This is a genomic window from Nonomuraea rosea, from assembly GCF_039539705.1.
Classification (GTDB): Bacteria; Actinomycetota; Actinomycetes; order Streptosporangiales; family Streptosporangiaceae; genus Nonomuraea; species Nonomuraea rosea.
Window position 1 is genome coordinate 49,334 of sequence record NZ_BAABDQ010000036.1, and the last position, 25,615, is coordinate 74,948.

The 25,615-nt window shown below is 69.5% G+C and carries 31 protein-coding genes; 15 read left to right on the plus strand and 16 right to left on the minus strand.

What is annotated here, in order from left to right; genetic code table 11:
- Positions 1 to 355: 355 nt before the first annotated feature.
- A complete protein-coding gene (locus ABEA43_RS50300) occupies positions 356 to 1,195 on the minus strand; it encodes a hypothetical protein (protein WP_345573231.1) in 840 nt (279 codons plus the stop codon).
- A 115-nt stretch (positions 1,196 to 1,310) separates the two neighbouring features.
- Between ABEA43_RS50300 and ABEA43_RS50305 the strand changes: the two genes are divergently transcribed.
- The gene (locus tag ABEA43_RS50305) at positions 1,311 to 1,937 is read left to right on the plus strand and encodes a DoxX family protein (RefSeq protein ID WP_345573232.1); all 627 of its coding nucleotides are present in this window, start codon (positions 1,311 to 1,313) and stop codon (positions 1,935 to 1,937) included.
- A gap of 437 nt (positions 1,938 to 2,374) precedes the next feature.
- Here the strand turns inward: ABEA43_RS50305 and ABEA43_RS50310 are convergent, their stop codons facing one another.
- Positions 2,375 to 2,584, minus strand: coding sequence for a hypothetical protein (locus ABEA43_RS50310; protein ID WP_345573233.1), 210 nt, complete (start codon positions 2,582 to 2,584; stop codon positions 2,375 to 2,377).
- 23 nt (positions 2,585 to 2,607) lie between these two features.
- Between ABEA43_RS50310 and ABEA43_RS50315 the strand changes: the two genes are divergently transcribed.
- Entirely contained in the window at positions 2,608 to 2,730 is a 123-nt protein-coding gene (locus tag ABEA43_RS50315) for a hypothetical protein (protein ID WP_345573234.1), read from the plus strand.
- A gap of 67 nt (positions 2,731 to 2,797) precedes the next feature.
- The gene (locus ABEA43_RS50320) at positions 2,798 to 3,256 is read left to right on the plus strand and encodes a hypothetical protein (RefSeq protein ID WP_345573235.1); all 459 of its coding nucleotides are present in this window, start codon (positions 2,798 to 2,800) and stop codon (positions 3,254 to 3,256) included.
- Between the two features lie 14 nt (positions 3,257 to 3,270).
- Here the strand turns inward: ABEA43_RS50320 and ABEA43_RS50325 are convergent, their stop codons facing one another.
- Together ABEA43_RS50325 and ABEA43_RS50330 are read right to left on the minus strand one after the other, a co-directional pair.
- Positions 3,271 to 3,567, minus strand: coding sequence for a putative quinol monooxygenase (locus ABEA43_RS50325; RefSeq protein ID WP_345573236.1), 297 nt, complete (start codon positions 3,565 to 3,567; stop codon positions 3,271 to 3,273).
- Between the two features lie 74 nt (positions 3,568 to 3,641).
- A complete protein-coding gene (locus tag ABEA43_RS50330) occupies positions 3,642 to 3,860 on the minus strand; it encodes an aldo/keto reductase (protein WP_345573237.1) in 219 nt (72 codons plus the stop codon).
- Between the two features lie 171 nt (positions 3,861 to 4,031).
- Between ABEA43_RS50330 and ABEA43_RS50335 the strand changes: the two genes are divergently transcribed.
- Complete coding sequence (locus ABEA43_RS50335; protein ID WP_345573238.1) at positions 4,032 to 4,889, plus strand: helix-turn-helix domain-containing protein; 858 nt, start codon at positions 4,032 to 4,034, stop codon at positions 4,887 to 4,889.
- A gap of 53 nt (positions 4,890 to 4,942) precedes the next feature.
- On the opposite strand, the gene ABEA43_RS50340 is transcribed toward ABEA43_RS50335, so the two are convergent.
- The 3 genes from ABEA43_RS50340 to ABEA43_RS50350 form a co-directional block, all read right to left on the minus strand.
- A complete protein-coding gene (locus ABEA43_RS50340; protein WP_345573239.1) occupies positions 4,943 to 5,590 on the minus strand; it encodes a hypothetical protein in 648 nt (215 codons plus the stop codon).
- A gap of 382 nt (positions 5,591 to 5,972) precedes the next feature.
- Positions 5,973 to 6,539, minus strand: coding sequence for a hypothetical protein (locus ABEA43_RS50345; protein ID WP_345573240.1), 567 nt, complete (start codon positions 6,537 to 6,539; stop codon positions 5,973 to 5,975).
- A gap of 15 nt (positions 6,540 to 6,554) precedes the next feature.
- Complete coding sequence (locus ABEA43_RS50350; RefSeq protein ID WP_345573241.1) at positions 6,555 to 6,743, minus strand: hypothetical protein; 189 nt, start codon at positions 6,741 to 6,743, stop codon at positions 6,555 to 6,557.
- 287 nt (positions 6,744 to 7,030) lie between these two features.
- Between ABEA43_RS50350 and ABEA43_RS50355 the strand changes: the two genes are divergently transcribed.
- The 4 genes from ABEA43_RS50355 to ABEA43_RS50370 all read left to right on the plus strand — a co-directional run bounded on the left by ABEA43_RS50355 (position 7,031) and on the right by ABEA43_RS50370 (position 10,459).
- Positions 7,031 to 8,650: a serine hydrolase domain-containing protein gene (locus ABEA43_RS50355; RefSeq protein ID WP_345573242.1), complete on the plus strand. Its 1,620-nt coding sequence runs from the start codon at positions 7,031 to 7,033 to the stop codon at positions 8,648 to 8,650.
- Positions 8,568 to 8,879, plus strand: coding sequence for an ArsR/SmtB family transcription factor (locus ABEA43_RS50360; protein WP_345573243.1), 312 nt, complete (start codon positions 8,568 to 8,570; stop codon positions 8,877 to 8,879). Before ABEA43_RS50355 ends, ABEA43_RS50360 begins: the two co-directional genes overlap by 83 nt.
- Before the next feature lie 109 nt (positions 8,880 to 8,988).
- Positions 8,989 to 9,882, plus strand: coding sequence for a TIGR03620 family F420-dependent LLM class oxidoreductase (locus ABEA43_RS50365; protein WP_345573244.1), 894 nt, complete (start codon positions 8,989 to 8,991; stop codon positions 9,880 to 9,882).
- A gap of 91 nt (positions 9,883 to 9,973) precedes the next feature.
- Positions 9,974 to 10,459 (plus strand): hypothetical protein, encoded by a 486-nt coding sequence (locus tag ABEA43_RS50370; protein WP_345573245.1) that lies wholly within the window; start codon positions 9,974 to 9,976, stop codon positions 10,457 to 10,459.
- Here ABEA43_RS50370 and ABEA43_RS50375 read toward each other — a convergent pair.
- The gene (locus ABEA43_RS50375) at positions 10,446 to 10,832 is read right to left on the minus strand and encodes a DoxX family protein (protein ID WP_345573246.1); all 387 of its coding nucleotides are present in this window, start codon (positions 10,830 to 10,832) and stop codon (positions 10,446 to 10,448) included. The two genes, ABEA43_RS50370 and ABEA43_RS50375, sit on opposite strands and share 14 nt — an antisense overlap.
- 169 nt (positions 10,833 to 11,001) lie before the next feature.
- Between ABEA43_RS50375 and sigJ the strand changes: the two genes are divergently transcribed.
- Positions 11,002 to 11,931 (plus strand): RNA polymerase sigma factor SigJ, encoded by a 930-nt coding sequence (sigJ, locus tag ABEA43_RS50380; protein ID WP_345573247.1) that lies wholly within the window; start codon positions 11,002 to 11,004, stop codon positions 11,929 to 11,931.
- Here sigJ and ABEA43_RS50385 read toward each other — a convergent pair.
- A complete protein-coding gene (locus ABEA43_RS50385; RefSeq protein ID WP_345573248.1) occupies positions 11,922 to 13,001 on the minus strand; it encodes a WD40 repeat domain-containing protein in 1,080 nt (359 codons plus the stop codon). The genes sigJ and ABEA43_RS50385 overlap by 10 nt on opposite strands.
- Positions 13,002 to 13,129: 128 nt before the next feature.
- Here ABEA43_RS50385 and ABEA43_RS50390 point away from each other — a divergent pair, with 128 nt between their 5' ends.
- Complete coding sequence (locus tag ABEA43_RS50390; RefSeq protein WP_345573249.1) at positions 13,130 to 14,233, plus strand: NAD(P)-dependent alcohol dehydrogenase; 1,104 nt, start codon at positions 13,130 to 13,132, stop codon at positions 14,231 to 14,233.
- A gap of 14 nt (positions 14,234 to 14,247) precedes the next feature.
- On the opposite strand, the gene ABEA43_RS50395 is transcribed toward ABEA43_RS50390, so the two are convergent.
- From ABEA43_RS50395 to ABEA43_RS50415, 5 genes are all read right to left on the minus strand, one after another.
- Positions 14,248 to 14,517 (minus strand): hypothetical protein, encoded by a 270-nt coding sequence (locus ABEA43_RS50395; protein ID WP_345573250.1) that lies wholly within the window; start codon positions 14,515 to 14,517, stop codon positions 14,248 to 14,250.
- 71 nt (positions 14,518 to 14,588) lie between these two features.
- On the minus strand, positions 14,589 to 15,794 hold the full coding sequence (locus ABEA43_RS50400; protein WP_345573252.1) for an FAD-dependent oxidoreductase: 1,206 nt from the start codon (positions 15,792 to 15,794) through the stop codon (positions 14,589 to 14,591).
- A 151-nt stretch (positions 15,795 to 15,945) separates the two neighbouring features.
- The gene (locus ABEA43_RS50405; protein ID WP_345573253.1) at positions 15,946 to 16,593 is read right to left on the minus strand and encodes a PadR family transcriptional regulator; all 648 of its coding nucleotides are present in this window, start codon (positions 16,591 to 16,593) and stop codon (positions 15,946 to 15,948) included.
- Between the two features lie 78 nt (positions 16,594 to 16,671).
- Entirely contained in the window at positions 16,672 to 17,922 is a 1,251-nt protein-coding gene (locus ABEA43_RS50410; protein ID WP_345573254.1) for a serine hydrolase domain-containing protein, read from the minus strand.
- An 82-nt stretch (positions 17,923 to 18,004) separates the two neighbouring features.
- Positions 18,005 to 18,556, minus strand: coding sequence for a TetR/AcrR family transcriptional regulator (locus tag ABEA43_RS50415; protein ID WP_345573255.1), 552 nt, complete (start codon positions 18,554 to 18,556; stop codon positions 18,005 to 18,007).
- Positions 18,557 to 18,663: 107 nt separating this feature from the next.
- Here ABEA43_RS50415 and ABEA43_RS50420 point away from each other — a divergent pair, with 107 nt between their 5' ends.
- Positions 18,664 to 20,193 (plus strand): carboxylesterase/lipase family protein, encoded by a 1,530-nt coding sequence (locus tag ABEA43_RS50420; protein ID WP_345573256.1) that lies wholly within the window; start codon positions 18,664 to 18,666, stop codon positions 20,191 to 20,193.
- Positions 20,194 to 20,201: 8 nt separating this feature from the next.
- On the opposite strand, the gene ABEA43_RS50425 is transcribed toward ABEA43_RS50420, so the two are convergent.
- The gene (locus ABEA43_RS50425) at positions 20,202 to 21,155 is read right to left on the minus strand and encodes an oxidoreductase (protein WP_345573257.1); all 954 of its coding nucleotides are present in this window, start codon (positions 21,153 to 21,155) and stop codon (positions 20,202 to 20,204) included.
- 55 nt (positions 21,156 to 21,210) lie between these two features.
- On the opposite strand from ABEA43_RS50425, the gene ABEA43_RS50430 reads away from it, so the two are divergent.
- Positions 21,211 to 21,615, plus strand: a complete 405-nt coding sequence (locus tag ABEA43_RS50430) for a MerR family transcriptional regulator (RefSeq protein ID WP_345573258.1) — start codon at positions 21,211 to 21,213, stop codon at positions 21,613 to 21,615.
- Positions 21,616 to 21,632: 17 nt separating this feature from the next.
- Complete coding sequence (locus tag ABEA43_RS50435; RefSeq protein ID WP_345573259.1) at positions 21,633 to 22,232, plus strand: O-methyltransferase; 600 nt, start codon at positions 21,633 to 21,635, stop codon at positions 22,230 to 22,232.
- Positions 22,233 to 22,283: 51 nt separating this feature from the next.
- On the opposite strand, the gene ABEA43_RS50440 is transcribed toward ABEA43_RS50435, so the two are convergent.
- Positions 22,284 to 22,757 carry a GNAT family N-acetyltransferase gene (locus ABEA43_RS50440; RefSeq protein WP_345573260.1) on the minus strand — a complete coding sequence of 158 codons (474 nt, stop codon included), beginning with the start codon at positions 22,755 to 22,757 and terminating at the stop codon, positions 22,284 to 22,286.
- A gap of 102 nt (positions 22,758 to 22,859) precedes the next feature.
- Here ABEA43_RS50440 and ABEA43_RS50445 point away from each other — a divergent pair, with 102 nt between their 5' ends.
- Positions 22,860 to 24,215 carry an MFS transporter gene (locus ABEA43_RS50445; RefSeq protein WP_345573261.1) on the plus strand — a complete coding sequence of 452 codons (1,356 nt, stop codon included), beginning with the start codon at positions 22,860 to 22,862 and terminating at the stop codon, positions 24,213 to 24,215.
- A gap of 157 nt (positions 24,216 to 24,372) precedes the next feature.
- Complete coding sequence (locus ABEA43_RS50450; protein WP_345573262.1) at positions 24,373 to 25,605, plus strand: cytochrome P450 family protein; 1,233 nt, start codon at positions 24,373 to 24,375, stop codon at positions 25,603 to 25,605.
- The last annotated feature ends 10 nt before the right edge of the window (positions 25,606 to 25,615 follow it).

Below are 25,615 nucleotides of genomic sequence, written 5' to 3' on the forward strand. Positions count from 1 at the left end.
GGTCTTCGGAGTCATCCGAGGGCCCTTTTCCTATGCCTGAAAGTCGATGGGAGCCATCCCACCCGGACTCTCTTCCCGTGTCGGCTGCCGCCGAAGATGGTGTTCATCGTGTGGGCTCACCGGCCTGAGCTGGTGCCGCGGTTCCGAGTCCCGCTTCCTTGGTGATCTTGCCACGCCTCGCCTGCCTTGAGCTTCTGGGCGGCTTGGCCGATGTGGTGCTGACGGAGAGCTTCGGCCGCCAGCTTGATCATCTCCTCATTCGGAAACGATCTTCTATCGTGTTCTTCCGTTCCAGCTTGGACCTATTCGTGAACACCCTTGGACGTGAGCTTGCGAGGGTCAGATCGCCAAGCGGTTAATTCCAGGCGCCGGGCACCTGGTAGGGCACCTTGCCCTCGAGTTGTTCCTGGTCGAGTACCTCGCCCTCCAGCGGCACCGCAACGGTGACCTGCCGTCCCCAAGCGGAGTAACGAGTGTCCGCGTCGACGCGGAGCACGGAACCCTTCCAGTGGTGCATGACTCCCTTGGCCGTTACTCGCTCCACCAGTCCAGCCGTGCTCAGACGGAGGGTGTAGGAGATGGTGCTGACGGGCTTGCTCCAGGAGTAGCCGCGGAAGCGCGAGGCAAAGGAACCCGAGACCTTGACCAGCTTGTCGGCCTTGATCATGCCCTTCACCACCCCGCCCCGCCAGGACGTGCGGTGGGCCAGCAGCGCCTTGAGCGTGGCGGGCTCCAAAACCTCCAGCAGCGGGTTACTGGCAGGCAGATCGGTGTGCGGGTAGCGCACCCAGTTCGTGCCCTGCGGAAGTGCGTCGGCGAATCGAGGGCCTGAGACGTAATCGTCGTAGCCTGACGAGATCACCCTCAGCGGCGTCTCTTCCAGGGCGGCGTCCTCCGCCATGTCGAATTCCTTCAGAGCGCTCTTCACCGCCTTGCTGTACTGCAGGCGCTGGGACGTATCAGAGGCGATCTCGCCTTGCGGTCCGAACCCCATCGTGCCATCCAGGCTCAAGGTGTAGTACACGCCGCGACCGTGATCCACCTTTGCGGTGGACACGATGTTCACGCCCTTGCCGCGGATCAACGCGGACCGGAGCTCCGTTACCGGGTTGGTCGCGGACGCTGCCTGCGCAGGGGCGGCGACGAGCTGTGCCAGACCCGCGATAAGGATGACACCCACGACGGTCCGCTTCATCACGATTCCCGGGAAATTGGTCGGAAGGACGCAACAATCTTGTGCATACGAGATCAACTGTCAAGCCGAACCACGATCATGGACGAACGGAACGCTGCGCACCTCCAACCTCTCCATGGCGGCCTTCAAATACCTGCAGGGTGATGATCGCCTGTGGCCGGATGGTCGTCGTCATGAGATGACGATGCGAAGTTCGTTTGTTGCCGTGGTCGGGTCGGGGAGTTCGGGCGCGGCCAGGGGTTTCAAGGTGGTGCCGATGCGTTGGCTGCTCGGTGAGCCCGTACGTGCGCGAGATGTCACGGGCGGGGGCGCTGTCTCGTCTTGGGGGCTGCAGGCATTTCCGATCAAGGAGTGGGCGATGAACCTCACGTTGTGGATCGCGGCCGGACTGCTGGCCGTGGTAGCGCTGAGCGGCGGCATCAGCAAGGCGTTCGTGCCCAAGGAGAAGCTGGCCGCGCTCCATGGTGGGGGATGGACCGCGGACGCCGGCGCCGGCTTCGTCAGGACCCTGGGTGTCCTTGAGCTCCTGGCTGCGGCGGGCTTGATCCTGCCCGCCGCGCTCGACATCGCGCCGGCTCTGGTGCCGGTGACCGCGCTCTGCTGGGTTCTGCTGATGATCGGCGCGATGATCACCCATGGTCGACGTGGCGAGTTCGCGTTCGTGGCGCTGAACCTGGTTTATCTCGCGGTCGCGGCGTTCATCGCGTGGGGCCGCTTCGGCCCCTGGCCCTTCACCGGCTGACTGGTGTAGCGAGGTCACCAGGTGACGGCCACGACGACGAGCGGGGCCGAGCTGGGGTTGCGCGCGGAAGGGGCGATGCTGGACGGCCTGGACGCGATGTCGGCCGGTGAGGTGGTGGCCATGGCTCAGCCGGACGCAAGCGTGGCCTCGTGCTGCGCACCGTCTCGTCCATGAACGGTCACGACGCCACGACTCTCGGCCCACGCCTCCGCAGACGGATCATCGGCCTGCTGCGCGTCCGGGACTCCGTTCCGCGCGGGACCGGCCGCTGGACCCGGAGCCTGGCCGCGGGCCTCTACTCTGGTCAGCCAAGAGGCGAGGACGGGCGGTGGGCGGGTTGGCGGAGCTGTGGCGGTCCGACCGCGCCGTCCGGCTGGCACCGGCCGCCGCGGTCGTCTGCAGCGCCTTGCTGCCGCTGGTGCAGGTCGGGCTGGCGTTCAGCGACGTTCTCGGTGCCGGCCGGCAGCGCGGCGTTGCTGCGAGTTGGAGGCCGCGCTCGACGTGGCCGACCTGCTGTCGCTGCCCACGCCCGCGCGGAGCGCCCTGGCCTGGGCCAGCAGAGAGGGCACCACGAACCCGCTGCGCCACAGCCAGGCCGGCACTTGCACCATCACCCTGTTCCAGCAGCACAGGAGAATACGGCTCACCGCCCGGCTCCGGGCTCACGGGAGTGGCCGAGCGGGCCGAAGCCGCCTCCGGCTCGTCCCAGGCCGGTGTCCACGACGGCCGGTTCCGGCTGTCGGTCGAGGTCCCGGTGGAGGTCGCGGTGGAGGTCGCGGTGGAGGTCGCGTGATCCGCGTACTGGGCACCGCGGACAAGCACATGGTCTGTACGGCGCTGAGGGATGGAGAGGGGCACGCATGGATCTGCGACCGGAGTTGCTGCCCTTGCCCGTCTCCCATGAGCGCCTGGAGCAGCTGAGCGGGCAGATCGGCCGGATCGCCGAACTCATGGAGACCGGCAGGCTGATGGAGGCACGCGAGGCCGTCGCCGCATTCAACCTGCAGACCGGACACAGCTACGAGCCGTCGGACTTCGCCGCGTACTGGGAATCGCAGCGGCTGGAGGACTTCTCCCGGGATGCCGCCCGACCGGAGCGGCCCAGGGTATCGGACGTCACCCGGGAAGAACTCGCCGAAATCGTCCGCAGGATCATGGAGGCCGACCCTGACTCCGACTACTACCTACGCCTGCTGGAGGCCAACGTGCTCCATCCACGCGTCAGTGATTTGATCTTCTGGCCACCGGAAGAATTGCAGGACGCCACGGCTGAGGAGATCGTTGAGGCCGCCCTCGGCTATCGCCCCATCGCACTGTGAACGTGCCCAATTGTTCAGGTGGCCGGGGCGGCGATCAGTTTCCGGATGTCCAGGGGCTGGGCGAGGATCTGACCGAGGACCTGCTCCACATGGCGGAAGTGCGGTGTGGTGAAGTGCTCGGCGAGGGCTTGCGGGCCGGTCCACTCCTCGACGATCACCATGCGGGCGGGATCGTTGGGGTCGATGTAAGGCTGGTATGCCAGGCAGCCGGGTTCGTCCAGCGACAATTCGATCATGGCTTCCAGCGCTGTGCGGAGCCGGTCGTGCTGCCCAGGCAGGGCGACGCACTCGGCGATGACACAAAGAGACATGGTGTGGTCCTTCCTGTGGTCAGGGGCGGGCGGGGCCGGTGCCCGCACTGGAGCGGGTGATCACGTCGGCGATCTCATCCAGGTCGGCGGGGGCCGTAGACGGCGGCGGTGTCGATCCAGTTGACGCCGTGGGCGAGGGCGTGGCGGATCGTGGCGATGGACTCGGCGTCGTCGGTGGCGCCCCAGCCGAAGCGCCACCCCGAGCCCGACACCGCCCACGAGCCGAACCCCACCCGGGTGATCTCCATATCGGTACGGCCTAGCCGCTGGACGGGTAGGTGAGAAGAGGTCATGTACTGCTTCCGTAAGGTGAACCCGGCCGGGCGTCCGCCGCCCGTGACGGGGCCGGAACCGCTCCGGCGACGTCCACTCTGGACAGTGGCGACGGTCGTAGCCAGAGGCAGCGCGTGCCTGGGCACGGCATGCCCAGGCTGAATGAGCGCGGCCCCGTGATACTGGAGGGCATGGTGTTGGATCGACGCGCCGAATTGGGCGAATTCCTGCGATCTCGGCGAGCTCGGCTGCGTCCGGAGGAGTTGGGCCTGTCCGTGTACGGGCAGCGGCGCCGCGTCCCGGGGCTGCGGCGCGAGGAGCTGGCGCTGCTGGCCGGAGTCAGCGTCGACCACTACGTCCGGCTGGAACAGGGGCGCAGTCTGCACTTTTCCGCGGAGGTCCTGGACGCGGTGGCCCAGGCACTGCGGCTGGACGCCGCTGAACGTGCCCATCTGCATCGCCTGGCCAGCCCGGCCCCTTCCCCTGTGGTTACGTGCGGCGGTCGCCGGCCGCTGCGGTCGGGCATCGAGCGGCTGCTGTCCTCGATCCAGGACGTGCCGGCCTACCTGGTCGATCGCAACACCACGGTGCTGGCGTGGAATCAGCTGGGGGCCGCGCTGATCACCGACTTCGGGGCGCTGCCGCCCGGGCAGCGCAATATGGCCCGGCTGACCTTTCTGGACGAGGGCATGCGCTCCTTGTACGCCGATTGGCCGGCGCGGGCCCGTGACCTGGTCGGCTTCCTTCGACTGGACGCCGCTCGCCGGCCCGCGGACCCGTCCACGGCGGCCCTGATCGACGAGTTGTCAGCCGCCAGCTCGGAGTTTCGCGAGTTGTGGGCGGAGCACGGGGTGAAGGACAAGGGGCACGGACGGTACCGGTACCGGCATCCGCTGGTCGGCGAGCTGGAGTTGGCCTTCGAGACCCTGCGCCTGCCGGACGACCCGGGAGTGGCCCTGGTCATGCACACCGCGGACGAGGGATCGCCCTCCCACACCGCGCTCCAGCTCCTGGCCGGCTGGATCGGACAGCGAACACCCGTCGACTGAAGCACCCGGGCCCAAGAGCGCGCCGCTGGGAGCGCGTGAAGGGCCGGCGGCTGTCAGTCAATCCAAGGGAAGCCGTCGGGGTCAGCCGCGGATCGGGCCTGGATTATCGCGTCGTCGTGGCCGCGCACGTCGCTGAGGAATGGGAATTCCGCGGGCATCACCTGGATTTTGGCCACCGGCTGGGCCGACGCCAGTTTGGCCACCTGGTGCTGGCGGACACCGCGTATCGCAGGCTGATGCTCGAACCCCTCGGCGGACAGGAAGTAGACCGTTCCTTCCTGCCATGGGTCGAGGGCGAGTGCGGGCCGGCTGATGGAGAAGTAGTAGCAGGTCTCGCCGGCCAGGTCGCTACACGAGTTGACCATCGACAAGGGGTGATCGCGGTTGAGTATCGCGTAGAACATCGGCCAGATGCCGTCCGACGCGGCATAGACGGCTGTCCGATTACCGAAGGCGTCGCTGTCATAGGAGCGGCGGGGATCGAAGCGCTCGATCGAGGGATTGTTCGAGCCGTGGAGAACGTATCCGGCCTGCTCGGCGACGTAGCAAAGAAACTGCCATTTCGGTGCTGCCGACGTATAGGCAATCGGCTTGTCAGGTCCTTGGGCAACCGCGGCAGCGAGTAACGCGGCGAAGCCGGCCTGGGTCTTGTCGTCCGGGCTGAAGGGCGGCCGGGGAAGCCAAGAGGAAGGAAGATCCACCGCCTCAACCTACACAGGTGAACACTCCGCCAGAAGGCGGAAAGCGCCCGTCCTGATAAAAGCGGACGGGCGCTTTCCGCCTCTGACGCTACGGCCCGTGGCGGGCTTTCTCGCTACGGGCAGCCGGCGCTGACCACCTGCCAGGGCCCGCAGTTGTCGCCCGAAGACGAGCAGCACAGCCTCCTGGACCAGCCGGCCGATCGGCAGCTGTACTGGTATCCGCAGATCGCTGACGCGCGCACTTCCGGAATCACCAGCGCCAGAGCTCTGTCGATGAGCACTCCCACGTCCTGCCTCCTCATATCCCTTACCTACTGACGGTTGTGGCGATTATTGAGGCGGGCGTTGGCGGGCGGCTAGCGCGGCGCTAGCGCGGGTCTTTTCAGCAATTGAGGGTGGCGGTGGTCTGGGGGCGGCCCGAGGTGGGGTCCAGGGCTACGGGGAACGTTCGCCCGTCGGTCACCCTGATCTCGACCGCGCTCGGCCCCAGCCAGGTGACCGAGTCGAAGGCGTCATTGGGGTCGTCGCTGTTGAAGCAGCCGAGCTGCCATTCTCTGCTGAGCAGCCCTTCGTCCTTGCGGACGCTGAGCCACGTCACCGTGTCCGGCCCGAGCCCCGCGGTCGAGTGCTGCAGCCGGATCCGGTACGGGGCCGGTCCGTCGATGAAACCGCTCTCCTCGACAGAGGTGAACGCGAGGGCGACCAAGCCCCCGAACAGGGCGGCGGTCATACCCAGGCCGGCCACGATGACCATGACGTTGCGAAGCCACAGCTGCCGCAGCCCGACGGCGCAGGCCGCCATCAGGAGGCAGGCGAGCACACCGAGCGCGAACGGATGGTTCAGGTATTCGCGCCAGAGCACCAGGTCGGAGTCCTGGTAGTAGACCAGAACCGCGAGGCCGCCCACGCAGAGCGAAGCGGCCAGCAGGATGAGTGAGCGAGCAGGCATCGCGGGATCCTCGGGTCAGCGGCGGTTGAGGTCCTCGATCGCGAGTACGACGGCGGTGACGAGGCAGCCCAGCCCGACGCCCACCAGTGCGATCGCCGGTGCGGTCACGTTGCTCCATGATCCGGTGAGGACGACCGAGGCGGCCACCATGAGGAACAGCCAGCCGAGAAAGACGAGGCCACGAGCTCCGCTGATGCGCTTCAACGATCATCCTTTGGTCGGCAGGACTACTGATGATGGTCCATGTGTCGCTCTCCAGGGAAGAGCTGATCCAGCCTCAGACAGGGCGAAGGGGTCTTCGGGTGTGGGGCGGCCGAAGTGCGGACGCTGATCGTCATGCCTGCCGCCGGAACCGGCTGCTCGTTCACGGTTCGACGGGAGCCCTCCGGCGGACGACCTTACGAAAGTCAGGGTGCGGGCCGGACGATCGTGCAATGTGCCGTGCCCCGCCCGGCTTCTACCGTTCGTTCCCAGCGGACGGAAGGAACCCGATGAAGATGAAGAGGGTCGCGGCAGTGGCCGGGCTGGCTGGGGTGTTGCTGGCGCCGACGGGGGTGACGGTGGCGCGGGCTTCGGTGGCCACCGCACCCGCGCCGCCGAGTGCGAGTGCGATCGATGACTATGTGCGGGACTATGTCGGGCGGACCGGGCTGCCGGGTGCGTTGGTGGCCGTCACCAAAGGCGATCAGGTCGTGCATGTCGCGGGTTATGGGCACACGGCCGGCGGTGCGGCGATCACGAAGAGCACGCCGATGCCGCTCGCGTCGGTCTCCAAGTCGTTCACGGCCCTGGCGGTGCTTCGGCTCGCCGGCCGGCACAAGGTCGACCTGGACGCCCCCGTGCGGACGTACCTGCCGGAATTCACCATGGCCGACCCGCGTGCCGCGAAGATCACGGTGCGTCAGCTGCTCCAGCAGACGTCGGGGATGAGCGACCAGAGCTTTCCCGAGCTGACGCTTCCCGCGCCCGGCACGCTCAAGGACGCCGTCACGATGCTGCGCACCGCTCCGCTCGCCACCGAGCCCGGCACCAGGATGGCCTACCACAACCCCAACTACGCCGTCGCGGCGCAGCTGGTCGAGGTGGTGGCCGGGGTGCCGTTCGGCGAATACCTGGCCGCCGCCGTGTTCCGTCCGCTCGGCATGACGTCCACCACGACGGTGAACACCACCAGGGAGCTGCCCGAGGAGGGCGCGGGTTACGTCCGGGCCTATGGGCGGGTCATCGAGCGGTCCCATCCGAAGTGGTTTCTCAACGGCTCGTTCGGGGTCGTCAGCACCGCCGGCGATCTGGCCAGATGGCTGGTGGCGCAGAACGGCGCCGGTCACGTCCTTCCCGCGAAGACCCTGCGGACCGCTCAGGCCGCGTCCGGCGTCGGCGGCAGCACGTACGGCATGGGTTGGTACAGCGGCGCCACCGCCGGTGGCGCGCCCCAGCTCCAGCACACCGGCTGGCTGCTCACCCACAACTCCGCACAGACGCTCCTGCCCGCGAGCCGGTACGGCATCGCGGTCGTCACCAACACGGGGATGATCTCCGGCGACGACGCGCTCATCATCACCGGCGGCCTGATCGACCTCATCGAGGGTCGGCCCGGCGCCGGAGCGGCGCCCTTCACCACGACCGCGGACCCCTGGCTGGCCGGCCTGACCGTGCTCAACCTCGGACTCGGCCTCCTGGGGATCTGCCGTGCCCGCCGCTGGGCCCGCCGCCGCGTGGGCCGGGCCGCCTGGCGGACGGTCGTGCGGCTGGTCCCGTACGTGCTGCCGGTTGTGCTCTTCTTCGGGCTCGCGGACCTGATGGGGCTGTTGATGCGGCGGGCGGGGACGCTGGAGCTGATCACGTACGTGTGGCTTGCCCTGTATGTCTGGGCCGCCACGGGAGCGCTGGCCGCGGCCGGCGTCGTCGGCGCCCGGCTGGTCCATCTCGTCCGGGCGCGCGGACGGGGTGAACATGTCCGTATATCGAAGTACTTCGAATCGTCGGTGAGCATTTATCATCGAGGTCATGGCCGAGACCCCTACCTCCATGGATCCAGACCTGGTCGACGCGTTGCGGGCGCTGGCGAACCCGACGCGGCTGCAGCTGCTGTCCTGGCTGCGGGAGCCTGAGCGCAACTTCTCGCTGGAGGGCGCGATCGCCGACCCGGTCGAGGTGGGGGTGTGCGTGAGCCACATCCAGGCCAAGGTCGGGCTCGCGCAGTCGACGGTGTCGGCGTACATGGCCGAGTTGCAGCGGGCGGGGCTGGTACGAGCGACGCGGGTGGGCAAGTGGACCCACTACAAGCGCGACGAACAGCGGATCGCCGAACTCGTCGCCCGGCTCGGGCAGACGCTCTGACGTTCTGACGGTAGACGCCATCGCCACCTGTCCGCCTATGTCGACTCATATCGACATTCTGCGATATGTTGATGTCACTGACGGAGGCAATCACGTGAGGAGACGTGCCATGGGTGGCATTCCGGGCATGGACCTTGGAGCGTTCGGGGTCTACACCTTCGACTTCGAGCAGCAGCCGGCCGCGCGGCTGCGGGAGTCGGTCCAGGAGCTGGAGGAGCAGGGGTGGCGGTCGTTGTGGGTGCCCGAGCTGCTCGGGCGTGAGGCGTTCACGCACGCCGGCTACCTGCTGTCCTGCACCGAGCGGATGCACGTCGTCAACGGCATCGCGCAGATCTGGTCGCGGGGTGCGCGGTGGACGTACGGCGCCGCGCTCCTGCTGGCCGACGCCTATCCCGGCCGGCACCTGCTCGGGCTGGGGTTCGGCGGTGAGCAGCGGCCGGGGGTCAAGCCGCTGGCGGGCATGTCCGCCTACCTCGACGAGATGGACGCGGTCGAGACGATCAACCCCGCGCCGGAGACGCCGATCCGCCGCATCCTGGCCGCGTACGGGCCCAAGATGCTCGAACTGGCCCGCGACCGCGCCGCCGGCGCCCAGACCTACCACGTGAACGTGGCGCACACCGCCCAGGCGCGGGAGATCCTCGGGGCGGAGGCGTTCCTGGGGGTGGAGCACCCGGTGCTGTTCGAGTCCGACCCCGCCGTGGCCCGGACGATCGCGCGCGAGCACCTGCGGCCGTACCTGGGCACGCCGTACAACGTGGCGAAGTTCCGTCGGCTCGGATATTCCGAGGAGGAGATCGCGAACGGCGGCAGCGACCGGCTCGTCGACGACTTCGTGTTCTGGGGCGATCTGGACACCATCGTGGGCAAGCTGCACGCCCACCTCGACGCCGGCGCCGACCACGTCGCCGTGCAGGTGATCGGGATCGAGCCGGGGCGGTCCGCGAGGCCGTACTGGCGCATGCTCGGCGACGCGCTCCTGCCTCAGCGCGCCGGCGCCTGACGAGCCGGGGTCGCGTCGCTCGGGGGATGTCACACTTGCGCGCCGAATTTCGTCATGAGTGATATCAGGACATGGCACAGCGAGGTGAATCATGGCGACCTCCCCTTACTACACCGACCCCGACTCGTGGCGGATCGCGCTGGACGCGACCGAGGCGACGCTGTCGGTGAACACTGCGAAAGGCCCGCGGACCCTGTACGAAGCACCGCAGATCAACGGCGCCTTCTATCTGCGTCCGAGTGGATCGCTGGCGGGGTTCTCGATGCGGCTGCCGCTGGCCTCGTCACGCGCGGGCGAGCCGCCGGTGCTGTGGTGGGAATCGGCGGATCTCGACCTCGACGGGGCCGCGTGGCTGCGGCTCGGACAGCAGGAGGTTCTCAGCGATGTATCCGTGCTGCGCGCCGAGGTCCCCGGCGAGCGGCCCTATTTGAAGATCGTCATGGAGACGGTGTTCTCCTCCTGGAGCCTGCGGCTGCCCGCCCTGGCGTGGCGCCCGCCGCGGATGGTGACGCTCCGGCTGTTCAGTGAGATCCGTTCGGCTGAGGACGTGCCGGGCGGGCGCTTCATGGGCTGGTGACCAGTACGAGGGCGGGGTCGAGCGCCAGGGTGGCGACCGCCAGCGAGAGGAACACGATCGCCAGGTAGAACTGCGGGCAGAAGTCGCTGACCAGCAGGTGGGTGTAGAGGGCGCAGACGAAGTAGAGGACGAGGCCCGCGGCGGCGGCCGTGCCGATGATCGGGACGCCGAGCAGCCCGAGCACCAGCCCGAGCGCGCCGAGCGCTTTGAGTGCGCCGATCGGCCAGAACAGCCAGGACTCGGGCACGCCGGCCCGGGCGAGCGCGGGGCCGAGGGTGCGCATGATCGGCGCGAGCCGGGTCATGGCCGCGAAACCGGAGAAGGTGTTGCACGCTGCGGTCACCAGTGCCGTGACGATATAGGCGGTTGACATGGGCTGACTCATCCGTTTCAGGAGACGTGGGGTTCGCACCCAAGAGAGGGCGCGCGGCGAGAATGTGACATCAGGGATGAATCGCCGGAACATGTCACACCTGGCGCCTCGAATGACTCCTAGGCGGTCGGGAGCTTCCCTATCGGACTTTGATCATCTTGGAGACACCGTGAACACACCGCCTCGCCCGGGCCGGGGAGAGCGTACGAAGGCCGACACCGCATCCCAGGTGTTCGGCGAGCATCGCGAGCTGTTGTTCTCCATCGTCTACAACATGCTCGGCAGCGTCGGCGACACCGAGGACGTGCTCCAGGAAACGTGGCTGGCCTGGTCCGGGAGGGACCTGGCCGAGATCGGCAATCAGCGCGCCTACCTGGTCCGCGTCGCGGTCAATCAGGCACTCGCCCACCAGAAGGCGCTGCGGCGGCGTAAGGAGACGTATCCCGGGCCGTGGCTGCCCGAGCCGCTGGTCGCCGACACCGACGCGGCCGAGCCCGCCGTACGCGCGGAGTCGGTGTCGATCGCGATGCTGGTGGTGCTGGAGACGCTGACCCCGCTGGAGCGGGCGGTGTTCGTGCTGCACGAGGTGTTCGCCTACCAGCACAACGAGATCGCCGCCATGCTCGACCGCAGCCCGGCCGCGGTCCGGCAGATCGCCCATCGGGCGCGCGAGCACGTACAGGCGCGGCGGCCGCGTGCCCGGATCGACCGGCGCACGCACCAGGAGGTGACCGAACGGTTCATCGGGGCGGCCTTCGGCGGTGACCTGGTCGCGCTGATGGAGATGCTGGCACCCGAGGTCACCCTGTGGACGGACAACGGTGGCAAGTCCGCGGCGGGTGTTCCGCGCCCGATTCGCGGCCGCGACAAGGTCGCCCGGGTGCTGGTCGCCAACGCGGAGAGCAACGAAGGCATGGACATCCAGTACCGCCAGGTCAACGGTGATCCGTCCGTGGTCGTGTTCAAGGGGGCCGCGCCCTTCGCCGTGATGGTGCTCGACGTGGCTCCTGGTGAGGAGCAGGTGCGCGACATCTATTTCGTCAGCAACCCCGACAAGCTCGCCTCCATCCCGGACAAGCCGGCGCGAGGTCAATCGTGAATCAGCGCGGTCCCCAGGGAGATGGTGCCGCCGGGATTCAGCCCGAGGTCAACAATGCGCTGCGAGGCGCCTGATACGACGTCGACGCGGTAGTAGCCGAATGATCCCGGGCCTGCCTCGGGTGGATCTGCTTGGACGATGAATTCGCGGTCGGTCAGCCAGGCGTGACCGATGGCTTCGTTCGGCTCGGAAAGCAGATGAAGTTTGATTTTCTTGATGAGTTTCCCGGTCATGGCGTCAAGGGTGACGATGTGGTCGCCCTGAATGTGGGCGAGTGAGCGGCCGTCGGGGGAGAGGTCGCCGGCCGGGCCGGCGGCGGTCCATTCGCTGATGACGGTGCCGTCTCGCCGGAGGATGGTTGTTCTGTCCGATTCATCGAGGTAGTGGCACGTGCGCTGTGCCGCTATCCGGGAGGCGTCCCGGCTGACGCCGAGTATCGCGCAGAATCCGGGGACAGTGCTGGTCCGGCCGGTGGCGAACTCCGTGATCAGCAAACGGGGTTGCGCGCCGGCGAAGGAGACGGCGAAGAACCTTCCGTCGGGGGAGATCTCCAGGCTGCGAAAGTCCTCCATCTGCTGAGCGCCGAGTCGCGGGGAGATGGCTTTGCGTTGCCCTGCCGGCAGGTCCCAGCCCATGAACTGCAGGTAGCTCTTGCTGAAGTAGGCGACGTGATGGCCGTCGCGAGTGAGGCGGAGCGGGACGCTGTGACGCCGCGAACTGCGCAGCGTCACCTGGCTGGCCGCGTCGTGGAGCCCGATGTCGCTGTTGCAGGCTTCGTCGTCGCAGCCCATCCCATACGTGAGGTCGATGTCCTGCCTTCCTGCACCGAGCCGGTAATGGACCCGCAGCTGCCATTCGGTGCAGGGCACCAGCTGCGTACTGGTCTCTTCAGGAGGGAAGGCTGGACAGTTCGCGTCCTCGGGTATGAAGGCGTACTGCACGGGCGGGTCGAAAGGGCCTGGCTTCCATTCCGGGGTGGTGCTCGCCGGGCGATGCAGATTCCAGTAAAGGAAGCCGGCCCCCAGTAAGCAGGCGAGGAGAAGCGCGCGGGTTCTGCCCGGTCCATTCATTTGTTGAGATTCCCCCTATTTTGCGCCGATGCCGAGCGACACCATAAGGGAAGTGTGGCGGGCGTGCTGTACGTACCGGGCCTATGTTGCCGGGGGAGAAGCGAACTCACCGGCAAAGGAGTCGTACCGTGCGCATCACAGCGGCCCTGACCGAGACCCGAGGCGCGCCTTTCGCCCTGGCCTCCCTCGAACTGGACGATCCGCGCCCGGGCGAGGTTCTCGTGCGGATGGTGAGCTCCGGCGTCTGCCACACCGACCTGATCATTCGCGACCAGTGGTACCCGGTGCCGCTGCCGGCGGTGCTCGGCCATGAGGGGGCGGGGGTCGTGGAGGCCGTCGGCGACGGGGTCGGTTACGTGGGGCCAGGCGATCACGTCGTGCTGACGTTCAACTCCTGCGGCGGCTGCCGCATGTGCGACGCGGGGCGGCCCGCGTACTGCGACGGGTTCTTCGGGTGCAACTTCGGGGGCGCGCGACCGGACGGCAGCTCGCCCCTGCGCCGGACGGCGGGCGGTGACGTGCACGGCGTCTTCTTCGGGCAGTCGGCGTTCGCGACGCACGCCCTGGCCAATGAGCGCAACGTCGTGAAGGTGGACAGGGACGCACCCCTGGAGCTGCTCGGCCCGCTCGGGTGCGGCGTCCAGACGGGCGCGGGCGCGGTGCTGAACTCGCTCGACCCGCCGGCGGGCAGCAGCATCGCCGTGTTCGGCACCGGCGCGGTCGGCATGAGCGCGGTCATGGCGGCCGTCATCGCGGGCTGCTCGACCATCGTCGCGATCGACCTGAACGAGCGGCGCCTGGAGCTGGCCGGGGAGCTGGGCGCCACCCAGGTGATCAACGCCGCCGCCGGCGACCCGGTGGAGCGGCTGCGCGAGCTCACCGGCGGCCTCGGCGCCGACTACACCCTCGACACCACCGCGATCCCCAGCGTGCTGCGACAGGCGGTGGACGCGCTGGCCAACGGCGGCACCTGCGGCGTGATCGGCGCCGCCGCGCTCGGCACCGAGGTCTCGCTCGACATGACCACGCTGTTGTTCGGCCGGAGCGTGCGCGGCATCGTCGAAGGGGACAGCGTGCCGCGGCGGTTCATCCCCATGCTGGCCGACTTCCACCGGCGTGGCCGCTTCCCGTTCGACAGGCTGATCAGGACGTACGCGTTCGAGGACATCAACCAGGCGGTGGAGGACTCCGAGAAGGGGAACACGCTCAAGCCCGTGCTGACCTTCGGCTGAGGCGGGAGAGTCGCTCAGCCCGCAGAGGCCTCGCTGAAGGTGATCACGATGTACCGGCCGTTGGCGTAGCTGATCACGGGCCGCTGGAGCTGCTCACCCACGCGGCGGGCGACGGCCTGGAACAGCTCCACCATCTCCGGCGTGTCGGCGCTGACCCTGAACCGGCCGCTGGTGGTGAGGTGCTCGGCCACGAGGGAGGCGAAGGTCAGCTCGCTCCTGGCCCTCTCCTCCGCGTCGAGCGGGGTCCGCCGGAGTACGGGCTGGGTGCCGAGAGGGTGCGCCATTGCTGATCTCCTCGTGATCGCCGGCTTCCAGGATGCCACTCCGGCCGGACCGCTATCGACCGATTCGCCCCTCAGGCGAGCGCCGGGTCCTTGGTGACGGGGGCGTCCCAGTCGATCAGGTAGCGCTGCTCGGGGCCGACCGTCTTCTCCGGGTTCATGATGGTCTTCATCATGAGGGGCATCATCAGCGGCATCAGCACCTTGCCCACCGCCCCGGGGGCCTTGGCGTGGTTGATGCGCGCGGCGCGGGCCGCGACCTTCTCCACCCGGCTGCGCCGCAGGCGCTCGAAGGCGGCGTACGCGGACGGGATGTCCGGCAGATCACGCAGGCAGCGGGCCAGCTGCACCGCGCTCTCGATGGCCAGCGACGCGCCCTGGCCCGAGCTGTTGGAGGGCGCGTGCGCCGAGTCGCCGACCAGCACCATGCGGCCGCGGTGCCAGTGCCTGACCGGCGGCATGATGTGCATCGACCCCACCACCTGCAGCTCGTCGGCGTCGCTGGTCAGCATCAGCTCCCGGCCTGGATCGTCGTCGCCGTAGGTGGCCCGCAGCGTCCGCATCCAGTCGGCGGCGGGCACCGCGCGGGCCTCCGTGAGGCTCATCGGGCGCTCCTGCGGCAGGTTGACGCCCCACCGGGTGCCCCCGCCCGGCTCCGGCCAGTAGAGGTAGTACGCCCGTCTGCCGAAGGCGAACGTCATCGTGCCGGGCTCGTCGTCCACATCGTGCCGCGCGACCGCCTCGAAGCCGAGCAGCCCGGTGAACCGCGGGCCCGCCGCGTCCGGGTCGATGAGGCGGCGCACGGTCGAGCGGATGCCGTCGGCCCCGATGAGGACGTCGGCCGTGGCGGTGCTGCCGTCGGCGAAGGACGCGGTGACGCCCGTGCCGCTCTCCCGCACGTCGACCAGCCGCTTGCCGTACTCGATCGTGACACCGCCCGCGACGGCACGGTCGTGCAGGGCGCGGGTGAGCTGATTGCGGTGCACCTGCTGCTGCGGGGGCAGGCCGGTCAGCCCTGGCAGGTCCACGCGCTTGCGGCCCATCGTCATGACCGTGCGCCTGACCGGCGTGGCGATGGCGGTGACGGCCTCGTCCGCGCCGATGACGCGTAGGGCCGCGAGGCCGTTCGGGGCGAGCGCGAGCGTGCCGCCGATGCCGTCGGTGCGGTTCGGGTACGCCTCGTGGACGGTGGCCTCGATGCCCGCCGCGCGCAGCGCTAATGCGGTCACGGGTCCGGCGATGCCGCCGCCGATGACGATCGCGGTCTTTACCTCGGTCATGGTCTTTCTCCCTGAGTGTGCAGTCGGAACCGCCCTGGGAGAGGAGCCAGGCTATCCTCGTGGTTGCCGCCTCGGGCCTGACGCCTTCCCAGGTGTGGTTCGGGGAATGGGCCCCGGCGTGGTGTTGGCGCACCGCGCCGGGGCCGTCGCTCTAGTCCGCCGTATGCGCCTTGCCGGCGAGCTCCTGCACCTCCGCCGGCAGCTCGCCGGTTTCGTGGAAGGCTCGCCAGGCGTCCAGCCCCGGATAGGCGCCGGAGTCGAGCTCGGTGAGCAGGGATCGGATCCAGGCGGCCTCCGCCTCCTGGAGGGCCAGGTCGTACTCCGCCTCGACCAGGAACAACCGGGGGACCTCCCGCAGATGGCCCGCGAGCGTGTCGCGGGCCGCCTCGATGGCAGCCTCCACGGCGTCCAGCCGCTGCCGCAGAAGGCCCCTGGCCTCGTCCGGGTGCAGCACGGCGAGCACCGACAGGCCGGCGCGGAACCGTGGCTGCTCCTTGACCGGGGTCGAGACCAGCTCGCGGGCCCAGTCGACCAGCTCCGCGCGGCCGGCGTCGGTGATGCGGTAGACCGTCCGCTCAGGCCTGCGGCCTTCGCGGACGCTCTCCACGGCCGCGATCAGGCCGTGTTTGTCCATGTTGCGGACGACCGTATAGAGAGATCCCCACTTGATGTCCATGTCCTGGTCCTTGCCCCAGCCGCGGAGCGCCGTGGCGATCTCGTACGGGTGCATCGGCTGTTGGGCCAGGGCGGACAGGACGGCGAGGGCGAGCAGATTGCCGACCTTGCGGGGCTTCGGCATCGCCACTCACCTCAAGGATGCTCGTCAACGGATACTCGTAGACGAATATACGCTGACGAGCTTCCTCTCGGCAATCCCTCAGAAGTACTTGGACGTGAGGTCGGTCGTGGGCCAGGAGGACACGCTGACCTTGTTCATCTGGTCGTCGATCAGGTCGTAGTCGAGCGAGCCGGTCTCCTCGCGCCGGTTGAACACCACCGCGTAGCTGAACCCGTTCTGCAACCGCGCGAGATAGCTGAACGTGCCCGGCATCGAGCCGTTGTGCCAGGTGTTGAGATGGCCGGTGACCTGGCGCACCCACCAGCCGCCGCTGTACCAGGCGCCGTCTGCGGTGACGCCGATCTCCGGCTTGGCCACCAGCTTGGCGATCGAGGCCGCGCTCAGCACCGTGCCCGGCTTGTCGAAGGCGAGCGTCCAGCGGACCAGGTCCACGGCGGAGGCCAGCCAGCCGCCGTTCGCGTCCTGGTTGGGCATGTTGAAGCCGCCGTACGGATACGGGACGACGGTGCCGGAGGTGTCCATGACCGACTTGTGGGTGTACTGCGACTCGTACGCGATCTCGCCGGGCGCGGCCTCGCTCTTGAGGCTCTTGCCGAGCCGCATCCGGGTGATGGCCAGCGGCTTGAGCAGCTTGGTCTGGATGTACGACTCGTACGACAGGCCGGAGACCCGCTCGATGATCCGGCCGAGCAGCAGGTAGCCGTAGTTGCTGTAGACCATCTTCGAGCCCGGGGCGAAGTCGAGCGGGCGGGCGGTCGCGTACCGGATGATGTCGGCGTGCCCGATCGGCAGCGGGAGGTCGAGCGCGGCGGAGATGGTGTGGTCCAGCCAGAGCTGGTCCTTGGAGACGGCTAGGTCCCAGCCGCCCAGGTGCTGCATGAGCCGGAGCACGGTGATCTGCTCCATGCGGGCGTCGGCGGGGGTGAGGCCGAGCAGCTGCGTGACCTTGGCCGACAGGCTCAGCTTGCCGTCCTGGACCAGGCGCATGATCGCGGCCGAGGTGATGTTCTTGCTCAGGCTGGCGATCCGGAACAGCGACGTCGGCGACACCGTGGGCAGCGCCCTGGAGTAGTCGTTGTAGCGGTAGCCGCGGGCCAGCAGGATCTTGCCGTTCTTCATGATGGCGAGCTGGGCCGCGGTGATCTTGCGATCCTTCACGAAGGTCTTCAGCACGTTGTCGAACCCGGCCAGCGCGGCGGGCGCCGTACCCGAGGTCTGCACCACAGGTAACGGCGCGACCGCCTGCGCCGGGCGCGTGGCCGGCAGGACCGCGGCCGGCACCGCGATGGCGCCGGCCTTGAGAAGGTTCCTCCGGGAAAGCAGGGTCATGTCGCAAAGCCCCCAAGTCACATCCGTATCAGTGGGTCACACATCTTACGGACATGACGAAAAATGCAGCGCAGTGCGGCTCTTAGGCGAGTGCCGCCAGCGCCCGCAGGCCCTCCAGCACCTCTTCCGCCGTGGGGGCGTTCTCCGGATCGCTGAGGCACTGGATCATCACGCCCGACATGAGCGCCATCTGCACCGTCCCGATGGTGCGGACCGACCGCTCGGGCACCTCGCCCTCCGGCACGCTCTCCAGGATCGCCGCCATCCCGCGCCGTCCCTCGGCGGTGCCCTCCGCCAGTTGCCCGCGCAGCTCGGGGCGGCGCTGGGCCTGTAGGAAGAGCTCGACGGAGGCCAGCCACAGGCCCGGGTTCGCGGCGAACTGCTCGATCAGGCTCTCCCACATGCGGGCGAAGCCGGCGTCCGGGGCCAGGACGCGGCCCATCGAGTCGCCCCATTCGTCCAGCAGCGCGAACAACGCCTGGTTCAGCAGTTTCTCGCGCGAGCCGTAGTGGTAGCCGATGGCCGCCATGTTCACCCCGGCGGTGGAGGCGAGGTCGCGGACGCTGGAGCGGTCGTACCCCTTCTCCAGCAGGCAGCGCTTCGCTGCGTCGAAGAGATCTTCCCTGTTCCCCATGCGCAGGAGCATAGCAGCCGATTTATTCATGCGAACGCATTATGCGATCGCATAAATCCGGTGTACGGTCATCCCGTCGAGCGAGCCGAGTCGGCGAGGAGAGAGCAATGCGTAAGAAACTGATCGTGACGTTGGGCCTGGTGGCGGGACTGGCGACGGCCGCACCGGCGGTCGCCGCCCCAGCGGGGCAGGCCGCCGGTCCGGTGGTGAAGACCGCGGACGGCGAGGTCAGAGGCGCGGCCAGTGCCCAGGTGCGGAGTTTCCACGGCATCCCGTACGCCGCCCCGCCCGTGGGCGAGCGCCGCTGGAGGTCACCCGCGCCGGTCGTCCCCTGGACCGGCGTCCGCGACGCCACGTCGCCGGGAGCGCCATGCGCCCAACCGGCCGGCTACCCGATCGGAGTGCCCGGCGACGACGAGGACTGCCTGTACCTCAACGTCACCACCCCCGCCCGCGCCACCGGCAAGCTGCCGGTGATCGTCTGGATCCACGGCGGCAGCCTGATGTACGGCACGGGCGACATGTACGGCCCGGACCGCCTGGCCACGGGCGGCGCCGTCGTCGTGTCCATGAACTACCGGCTGGGCGTCATGGGCTTTCTCGCCAACGACGCGGTGGGCGGCGAGGCGAGCTACGGCCTGGAGGACCAGCAGGCGGCCCTGCGCTGGGTGCGCAAGAACATCGCCGCCTTCGGAGGCGACCCGCGGAACGTGACCGTCACCGGCCAGTCCGGCGGCGGGTACGCCGTCTGCGATCACCTGGCCTCGCCCAGGTCGGCAGGGCTGTTCGACCGGGCGATCGTGCAGAGCGCGCCCTGCGCCACCGGCGGCTCGCGCACCATGGCGGAGGCGAAGGCGGACAGCGACCGGGTGGTCTCCGCGGTGGGCTGCGCCAGCGCCCAGGACGTGGCCGCCTGCCTGCGCCGCGTCCCCGCGGCCACGCTGCTGAAGGCGTACGGCGCCTTCAACGAGCCCCGCCCGGTCTCGGGGACGGCCGTCCTGCCGCTCGCCCCGGCGGAGGCCCTGCGCACCGGCCGGTTCAACCGCGTCCCCGTGCTCGTCGGCGTCAACCACGACGAGGAGAACGGCATGGTGCTCGGCCAGGAGCTCGCCCCCGGTGGTGCGCCGATGAAGGACGCGGAGTATGCGCCGGCCGTCCGGAAGCAGTTCGGCGAGCGGGCCGACGCGGTGCTCAAGCGCTACCCGCTCAGCTCGTACGGCTCCGCGGGCGCCGCCCTGGCCGCGCTCCGTACTGACTCGGCCTGGTCGGCGCCGTCCTTCGACACCGCGCGCCTGCTGTCCCGCTGGACGTCCACCCGCATGTACGAGTTCGCCGAGCGTGACACGCCCTGGTTCGCCGGATATCCCGCTCCGAGCTTCCCCGCCCGCGCCCAGCACATGGCCGAGCTGCCCTACATCTTCGACCTCAAGCTGTTCGACGCGCTGACCCCCGCGCAGGCCCGCCTCGGTGACCGGCTGATCGGCCTGTGGACCGGCTTCGCCGCCACCGGCCGGGCGAGCTGGCCCGCTTTCCAGAACGACGGCTACGTCCAGTCGCTGACCTCGGGCGCCTGGCGGCGCGCCGCCTTCAAGACCGGCCACGCCTACCGCTTCTGGGCCACCCTGCCCCGCGCCTGAGGCCCGGGTCAGGAGAAGGCGTCCAGCCCGGTCAGCTCGCTGGACAGCCGCCACAGCCGGGCCGCCGCCTCGGGATCGATCGCCCACGGCTTGACGCCGCCGATCAGCATGTCGTCCGTGGTGGCCGGCTCGGCGACGTCGCAGTCCTGGCAGTACGCGGCCCCGTGCCCGTCCAGCAGGGGCGAGGTCGCCGCCCACACGGCGGTGGCCGCGCCCTGCTCGGGGGTCTTGAACCCGGTCGCGTGCGTGCCGTCCCTGCCGATCCAGCCCTGGGCGATCTGCTCCTCCCTGGGGATGCGCCGCTGCAGCGGGGTGAGGATGCTGCCCGGATGCACCGCGAACGCCCGCAGGCCGCCGGCCGCGCCGAGCGCGTCCAGGTGCACGGCGAACAGGGCGTTGGCGGTCTTGGACTGCCCGTACGCCAGCCAGTGGTCGTAGCCGCCGCGGAAGTGGAGATCGTCCCAGCGGATGCCGGACAGGAAGTGCCCGGCCGAGGACACCGACACGACCCGGGCCCCACGTCCGAACGCCGGCCGGAGCCGGTTGACGAGGGCGTGGTGCCCGAGGTGGTTGATGGCGAAATGCGCCTCCCAGCCGGGGCCGATGAGCGTGTGCGGGAACGCCATGACGCCCGCGCCGTTGATCACGATGTCGAGCCTCCTGCCGGTCTCCAGGAAGCGGTCGCAGAACTCCCGGACGCTGTCCAGGCTGGCCAGGTCGAGCTCGCGTACCTCCGTCCTGGGAGCGCCGCCCAGCGCGGCCTGCGCCACGGCGGGCCGCCGGGCGGGCACGATGACGTGCGCGCCGGCCCGCGCGAGCGCACTCGACGCCGCCAGCCCGAGCCCCGAGTAGCCGCCGGTGACCAGGACGTTCCTGCCGGACAGATCGATGCCGGCCAGAACCTCGTCCGCGGTGCTGCGCGCGTCGAATCCCGAGCCGATCCTGTGTTGCGTGATGGTCATGCCTGCCACGCTAAAAGCTAGAGTGCGATCTAGGTCAAGCTGTACACTGGGCGGTATGGATGCGAACGGCCTGTCCATCGGCGACGTCTCAACCGCGACGGGGCTCGGCGTGCACGCGCTGCGCTTCTTCGAACGCGAGGAGCTCTTCCTCCGCCCGATCCCGCGCTCGGCCGGCGGGCAGCGGGTCTACGAGCGAGCCGACGTCGAGTGGCTGCTGCTGTGCAACCGGCTCAGGGAGTCGGGGATGCCGATCGCCACGCTGAAGCGGTTCGCCGCGCTCGTCAGGTCCGGGCCCGGCAACGAACCCGAGCGGCTCAAGCTGCTGGAGGAGCACGAGCAGGCCGTCCTGGACAAGATCGCCGACCTGAACGCCAGCCTGGAGGTCATCCACGGCAAGGTCGTCACCTATCGCAGGCACGTCGAGGAAGGGACCGCCGCCGGGCTCTGGTCACCGGCATAGGCGAGGCAGGGGGAGAGATGGACGCGTTTCTGGACGGATATCTGCGGGACCTGTACGCGGGCGGTCGCGAGCACGACGCGCCGCTGACCGACCGCCTGCTGCGGCTGCGCAACATGACGCCGGCCGCCGCGGCCTTCGTCGCCGTGCTCATCCGGGCCCAGGGCGGCGGGCGGGTGCTGGAGATCGGCACGTCCAACGGCTACTCGGCGATCTGGTTCGCCGACGCGGTCCGCGACCTCGGCGGTGACCTGGCGAGCGTGGAGATCGACGCCGGCCGGGCCGAGCTGGCCAGGGGCAACATCGCGAAAGCCGGGCTGGCGGACCAGGTGACCGTGGTGCACGCCGACGGCGGCCAGGTGCTCGCGGAGCGCGCGAGCGGCTCGGCCGACGTGGTGGTGCTCGACGCTGAGCGGCCCGCGTACGCCGGTTACTGGCCGCAGGTGCGGCGCGTGCTCGCGGACGGGGGCGTCGTCGCGGTGGACAACGCCGTCAGCCATCGGGAGCAGGTGGCGGCCTTCCTGGCGGAGGTGGCGGGCGACGGCGGGTTCGCCGTGCACGTGCACGAGATCGGCGACGGCGTCCTCACCGCCGTCCGCCTCCCCAGGCGGCCTCGGTGACCTGCTTGATGGGCGCGTCCTGAGGTGACCCGTCGGCGGATCGTCCGGGAATCAGACGGTCCGTTCCCAGCGGACCTCGCCGTCCTTCAGCTCGTCGGTGGGATGGAGACCGGCCGCGGCGGCGACGGCGGCCGAGGCCGCGTGGTCGGGGTGGATGTGCGCCACGACCTGCTTGACGCCCTGCGTGCCGAGCCAGCCGACCAGGGCCTTCGCGGACTCGGTGGCCAGGCCGCGACCCTGCCACGGGGTGCCGATCACCCAGGCGAGCTCGGCGGTCGTGTCGTCGATCGTGGCCTGCACGTAGCCGATCAGCCGCTCGTCCGCGCGCAGCCGGATCACCCAGTTGCGCCAGCCGGCCGGGCCCGCGACCAGGCGTTCGTAGCGGGCGCGCAGCTCCTGGGCGGTCAGCGGGGCGCCGCCGATGAACGCGTGCAGGCCGGGGTCGGAGAGCGCGCCGGCCATCTCGCGGGCGTGCTCGGGACGCAGGGGGAGCAGCACGAGCAGAGGGGTCTCAATGATGTCCACGTGGCCAACGTTATTCGCCCGTCCGGGGGGCCGGTAACCTGAGCCGCTCGGGAGGGGCAGGCATCGCGACCGTCCTCCGGGAACCCCCAAAGGAGCTGTCTCGTGGCCGAGATCGTGCCGCTGCGGAGAAACCTGCAGTTCCAGCTTCTCTGGATCGGCAGCGCGGTCTCCCAGGTGGGGATGGAGCTGACCAAGCTGGCGATGCCGCTGCTGGTGCTGGCGCTCACCGGCTCGCCGGGATGGGCGGGGATCGTCGCGGGAGCGCGTACGGCCGCCTCGATCGCCGCGCAGTTACCGGCCGGTGTCTGGGTGGACCGCTGGGACCGCCGCCGTACGCTCATCGCCGGCCAGGGACTCCAGACCGTCGTCGCGGCGGCGCTGGCGGTGCTCATCCTGACCGGGCAGGTGTCGGTCTGGCACCTCATCGTCCTGGGGATGGCCGACGGGGTCTGCGCCGCGTTCATCGGTCCCGCGCGGACCACCGCGATCCGTGGCGTCGTCCCCGTGGTGCAGCTGCCCAGTGCGTTCGCACAGGAGGAGGCGCGCGGCCATGCGGCCAGGCTGATCGGGCCGCCGCTGGGCGCGCTCCTCTACGGGCTCGGGCGGGCGGTGCCGTTCCTCGTCGACGCGGTCACCTTCCTCGTGGCCATGCTCTGCGCCCTCTTCGCAAAGGTCCCAAGGCGCGCCGGGCAGCGGGACGGCGCGGGACAGCAGGACGGCGCGGGGTGGCAGAACGGCGCCGGGCAGCAGGACGGCACTGGGCAGCAGGGTGGCGCCGGACCGCAAGACGGCACGGGACAGCAGGACGGCGCGGAGCGGCCCGCCGCGCGAAGTATGCGCGAGGAAGTGGCCGAGGCGGTCGGCTGGCTGTGGCGTCAACCCGGGCTGCGCGCCGTGTGCGTCGTGGCGATGATGCTCAACCTGCTGGGCAGCGCGTTCCTGCTCCCGCTGATCGTGCTCGTCGGCGAGCGCGGCGGCAGCGCGCTCAACACCGGCACGGTGCTGGCCGGCGTCGGCATCGGCGGCCTGGCCGGCGCGCTGCTGGCCGGCCGCGCCGGCACCCTCCTGCCTCCTGGACGGCTGACCATCACCTTCGCCGCGGTCTTCGGCCTGTCGATCGCGGCGATGGCCCTGCCGTTCGGCCCCTGGTGGCCGATGGTGCCCCTGATGCTCTTCAGCGTGACGACGCCCGCGTTCAACGTGGTGATCGACGTGGTCATCACCCGGTTGGTGCCCGAGAGCATGCTCGGCCGGGTGGACGCGGCCCTCAGCACGGTCGGCTTCGGGCTCGCCCCGCTGGGGCCGGTCGTCGGCGGCGCGCTGGCGGCGGCGCTGGGCGGCGCGGCCTCGCTCGTCGTCATCGGCGGGCTGCTCCTCCTGACGTCGGCGGGGGCCGCGCTCAGCGGCGAGCTGCGCCGCTTCACCGGTGCTGAAGAGCCGGACGAGGTACGGCGCTGAGGACGGACATTAAGGAAGGGAGATAAGGACAGGCGGTAAGGACGGCGGTGTGGCGCGGCGGCAACATGTTGGCGCCTGGCGGTGACAGCGAAGCCACTAGGCCGATTCGGGCACAACGCGGAAAGTGGGAGGATCCTTCCTACCTTGGAGATCTCCCATGGCTACCCCACCTCTGCGGATGCCGGTGCCCGGTGAGCGGACGTCCGAGACGCTCCGCCGCATCAGGGACGAGAGCGGACCGGTCTTACCCATCGAATTCCCCGGCGAGGTGAAGGCCTGGGTGGTCACCTCGTACGAGACGGTGAACTCGGTCCTGACCAACGACGACATCCTCTACCGCAAGAACATCGCACACTTCACCGCCCTGCACGACGGCACGATCCCCGACGACTGGCCGATCAGGCAGCTCATCGGGGGCGATCACCTGCTGGTCCTGGACGGTGCGGAACATCGCAGGCTGCGCAGCCTGATCAACCGCGCCTTCACGCCAGGACGCGTCGCGGGCCTCGCCCCGCGCATCCAGGAGATGACTGACGAGCTGCTCGACCGGCTCGCGGACGAGACCGGCGTGGTGGACCTCGTCAAAGCCTTCACCGAGCCGCTGCCCGTCGCGGTGATCTGCGAGCTGTTCGGCGTCCCCGAGGGCGTCGAGCGCAACCAGATCCGCGAGTGGAGCAACGTGCTGCTGTCCCACACGGCCACCCCCGAGGAGGCCACGGAGACCGGGGCCGCGCTGGTCGGCTACCTGGCCGCGTTCATCGAGCGCAAGCGCGGCGCCCCCGGCGACGACCTCACCACGGGGTTGATCAGGGCACAGGAGGACGACGGCGACCGCCTGTCCGACGACGAGATGATGTGGATCCTGTGGCTGGTGCTCATCGCCGGTCACGAGACCACCGTGCACCTGATCGCGAACGCCGTCATCGCCCTGTGCTCCGACCGCGCGCAGCTCGCCCTGGCACAGGAACGCGACGCCTGGGCGCAGGTGGTCGAGGAGGCGCTGCGCAGCCGCAACTCGGTGGTCGGCGTGCTGTTCCGCTATCCGCAGCAGGACGTGCGGCTGGGGGAGGCGACGATCCCGGCCGGGGAGCCGATCATGATCGGGATCGCCGGCACGGGGACGGATCCGGCCACGTACGGCGAGCACGCCGGGCGCTTCGACATCACCCGCGAGGACCAGGAACCGCACCTGGGCTTCGGCCGGGGCCCGCACTTCTGCCTGGGCGCGCCGCTGGCCAGGCTCGAATGCCGGATCGCGCTGGCCACCCTGTTCGGCAGGTATCCGGAGCTGGAGCTGGCGATCAAGGAGGACGAGATCGGCTACACCTCGTCGTTCATCACCGAAGGGCCGCTCGCGCTGCCGGTCGTGCTCGGCGCGGCCAAGGGCTGACCGTCATCCG

Bases quoted from the DNA above. Each gene is read 5' to 3' on its own strand.
- ABEA43_RS50400 (WP_345573252.1), bottom strand. From the start codon at position 15,794: ATGACCGAGGTAAAGACCGCGATCGTCATCGGCGGCGGCATCGCCGGA.
- ABEA43_RS50385 (WP_345573248.1), bottom strand. From the start codon at position 13,001: ATGAATGGACCGGGCAGAACCCGCGCGCTTCTCCTCGCCTGCTTACTG.
- ABEA43_RS50370 (WP_345573245.1), top strand. From the start codon at position 9,974: ATGGCGACCTCCCCTTACTACACCGACCCCGACTCGTGGCGGATCGCG.
- ABEA43_RS50435 (WP_345573259.1), top strand. From the start codon at position 21,633: ATGGACGCGTTTCTGGACGGATATCTGCGGGACCTGTACGCGGGCGGT.
- ABEA43_RS50430 (WP_345573258.1), top strand. From the start codon at position 21,211: ATGGATGCGAACGGCCTGTCCATCGGCGACGTCTCAACCGCGACGGGG.
- ABEA43_RS50335 (WP_345573238.1), top strand. From the start codon at position 4,032: ATGGTGTTGGATCGACGCGCCGAATTGGGCGAATTCCTGCGATCTCGG.
- ABEA43_RS50300 (WP_345573231.1), bottom strand. From the start codon at position 1,195: ATGAAGCGGACCGTCGTGGGTGTCATCCTTATCGCGGGTCTGGCACAG.
- ABEA43_RS50355 (WP_345573242.1), top strand. From the start codon at position 7,031: ATGAAGATGAAGAGGGTCGCGGCAGTGGCCGGGCTGGCTGGGGTGTTG.
- ABEA43_RS50305 (WP_345573232.1), top strand. From the start codon at position 1,311: ATGGCGGCCTTCAAATACCTGCAGGGTGATGATCGCCTGTGGCCGGAT.
- ABEA43_RS50425 (WP_345573257.1), bottom strand. From the start codon at position 21,155: ATGACCATCACGCAACACAGGATCGGCTCGGGATTCGACGCGCGCAGC.
- ABEA43_RS50375 (WP_345573246.1), bottom strand. From the start codon at position 10,832: ATGTCAACCGCCTATATCGTCACGGCACTGGTGACCGCAGCGTGCAAC.
- ABEA43_RS50395 (WP_345573250.1), bottom strand. From the start codon at position 14,517: ATGGCGCACCCTCTCGGCACCCAGCCCGTACTCCGGCGGACCCCGCTC.
- ABEA43_RS50365 (WP_345573244.1), top strand. From the start codon at position 8,989: ATGGGTGGCATTCCGGGCATGGACCTTGGAGCGTTCGGGGTCTACACC.
- ABEA43_RS50410 (WP_345573254.1), bottom strand. From the start codon at position 17,922: ATGACCCTGCTTTCCCGGAGGAACCTTCTCAAGGCCGGCGCCATCGCG.
- ABEA43_RS50415 (WP_345573255.1), bottom strand. From the start codon at position 18,556: ATGGGGAACAGGGAAGATCTCTTCGACGCAGCGAAGCGCTGCCTGCTG.
- ABEA43_RS50345 (WP_345573240.1), bottom strand. From the start codon at position 6,539: ATGCCTGCTCGCTCACTCATCCTGCTGGCCGCTTCGCTCTGCGTGGGC.
- ABEA43_RS50320 (WP_345573235.1), top strand. From the start codon at position 2,798: ATGGATCTGCGACCGGAGTTGCTGCCCTTGCCCGTCTCCCATGAGCGC.
- ABEA43_RS50325 (WP_345573236.1), bottom strand. From the start codon at position 3,567: ATGTCTCTTTGTGTCATCGCCGAGTGCGTCGCCCTGCCTGGGCAGCAC.
- ABEA43_RS50450 (WP_345573262.1), top strand. From the start codon at position 24,373: ATGGCTACCCCACCTCTGCGGATGCCGGTGCCCGGTGAGCGGACGTCC.
- ABEA43_RS50405 (WP_345573253.1), bottom strand. From the start codon at position 16,593: ATGCCGAAGCCCCGCAAGGTCGGCAATCTGCTCGCCCTCGCCGTCCTG.
- ABEA43_RS50420 (WP_345573256.1), top strand. From the start codon at position 18,664: ATGCGTAAGAAACTGATCGTGACGTTGGGCCTGGTGGCGGGACTGGCG.
- ABEA43_RS50330 (WP_345573237.1), bottom strand. From the start codon at position 3,860: ATGACCTCTTCTCACCTACCCGTCCAGCGGCTAGGCCGTACCGATATG.
- ABEA43_RS50360 (WP_345573243.1), top strand. From the start codon at position 8,568: ATGGATCCAGACCTGGTCGACGCGTTGCGGGCGCTGGCGAACCCGACG.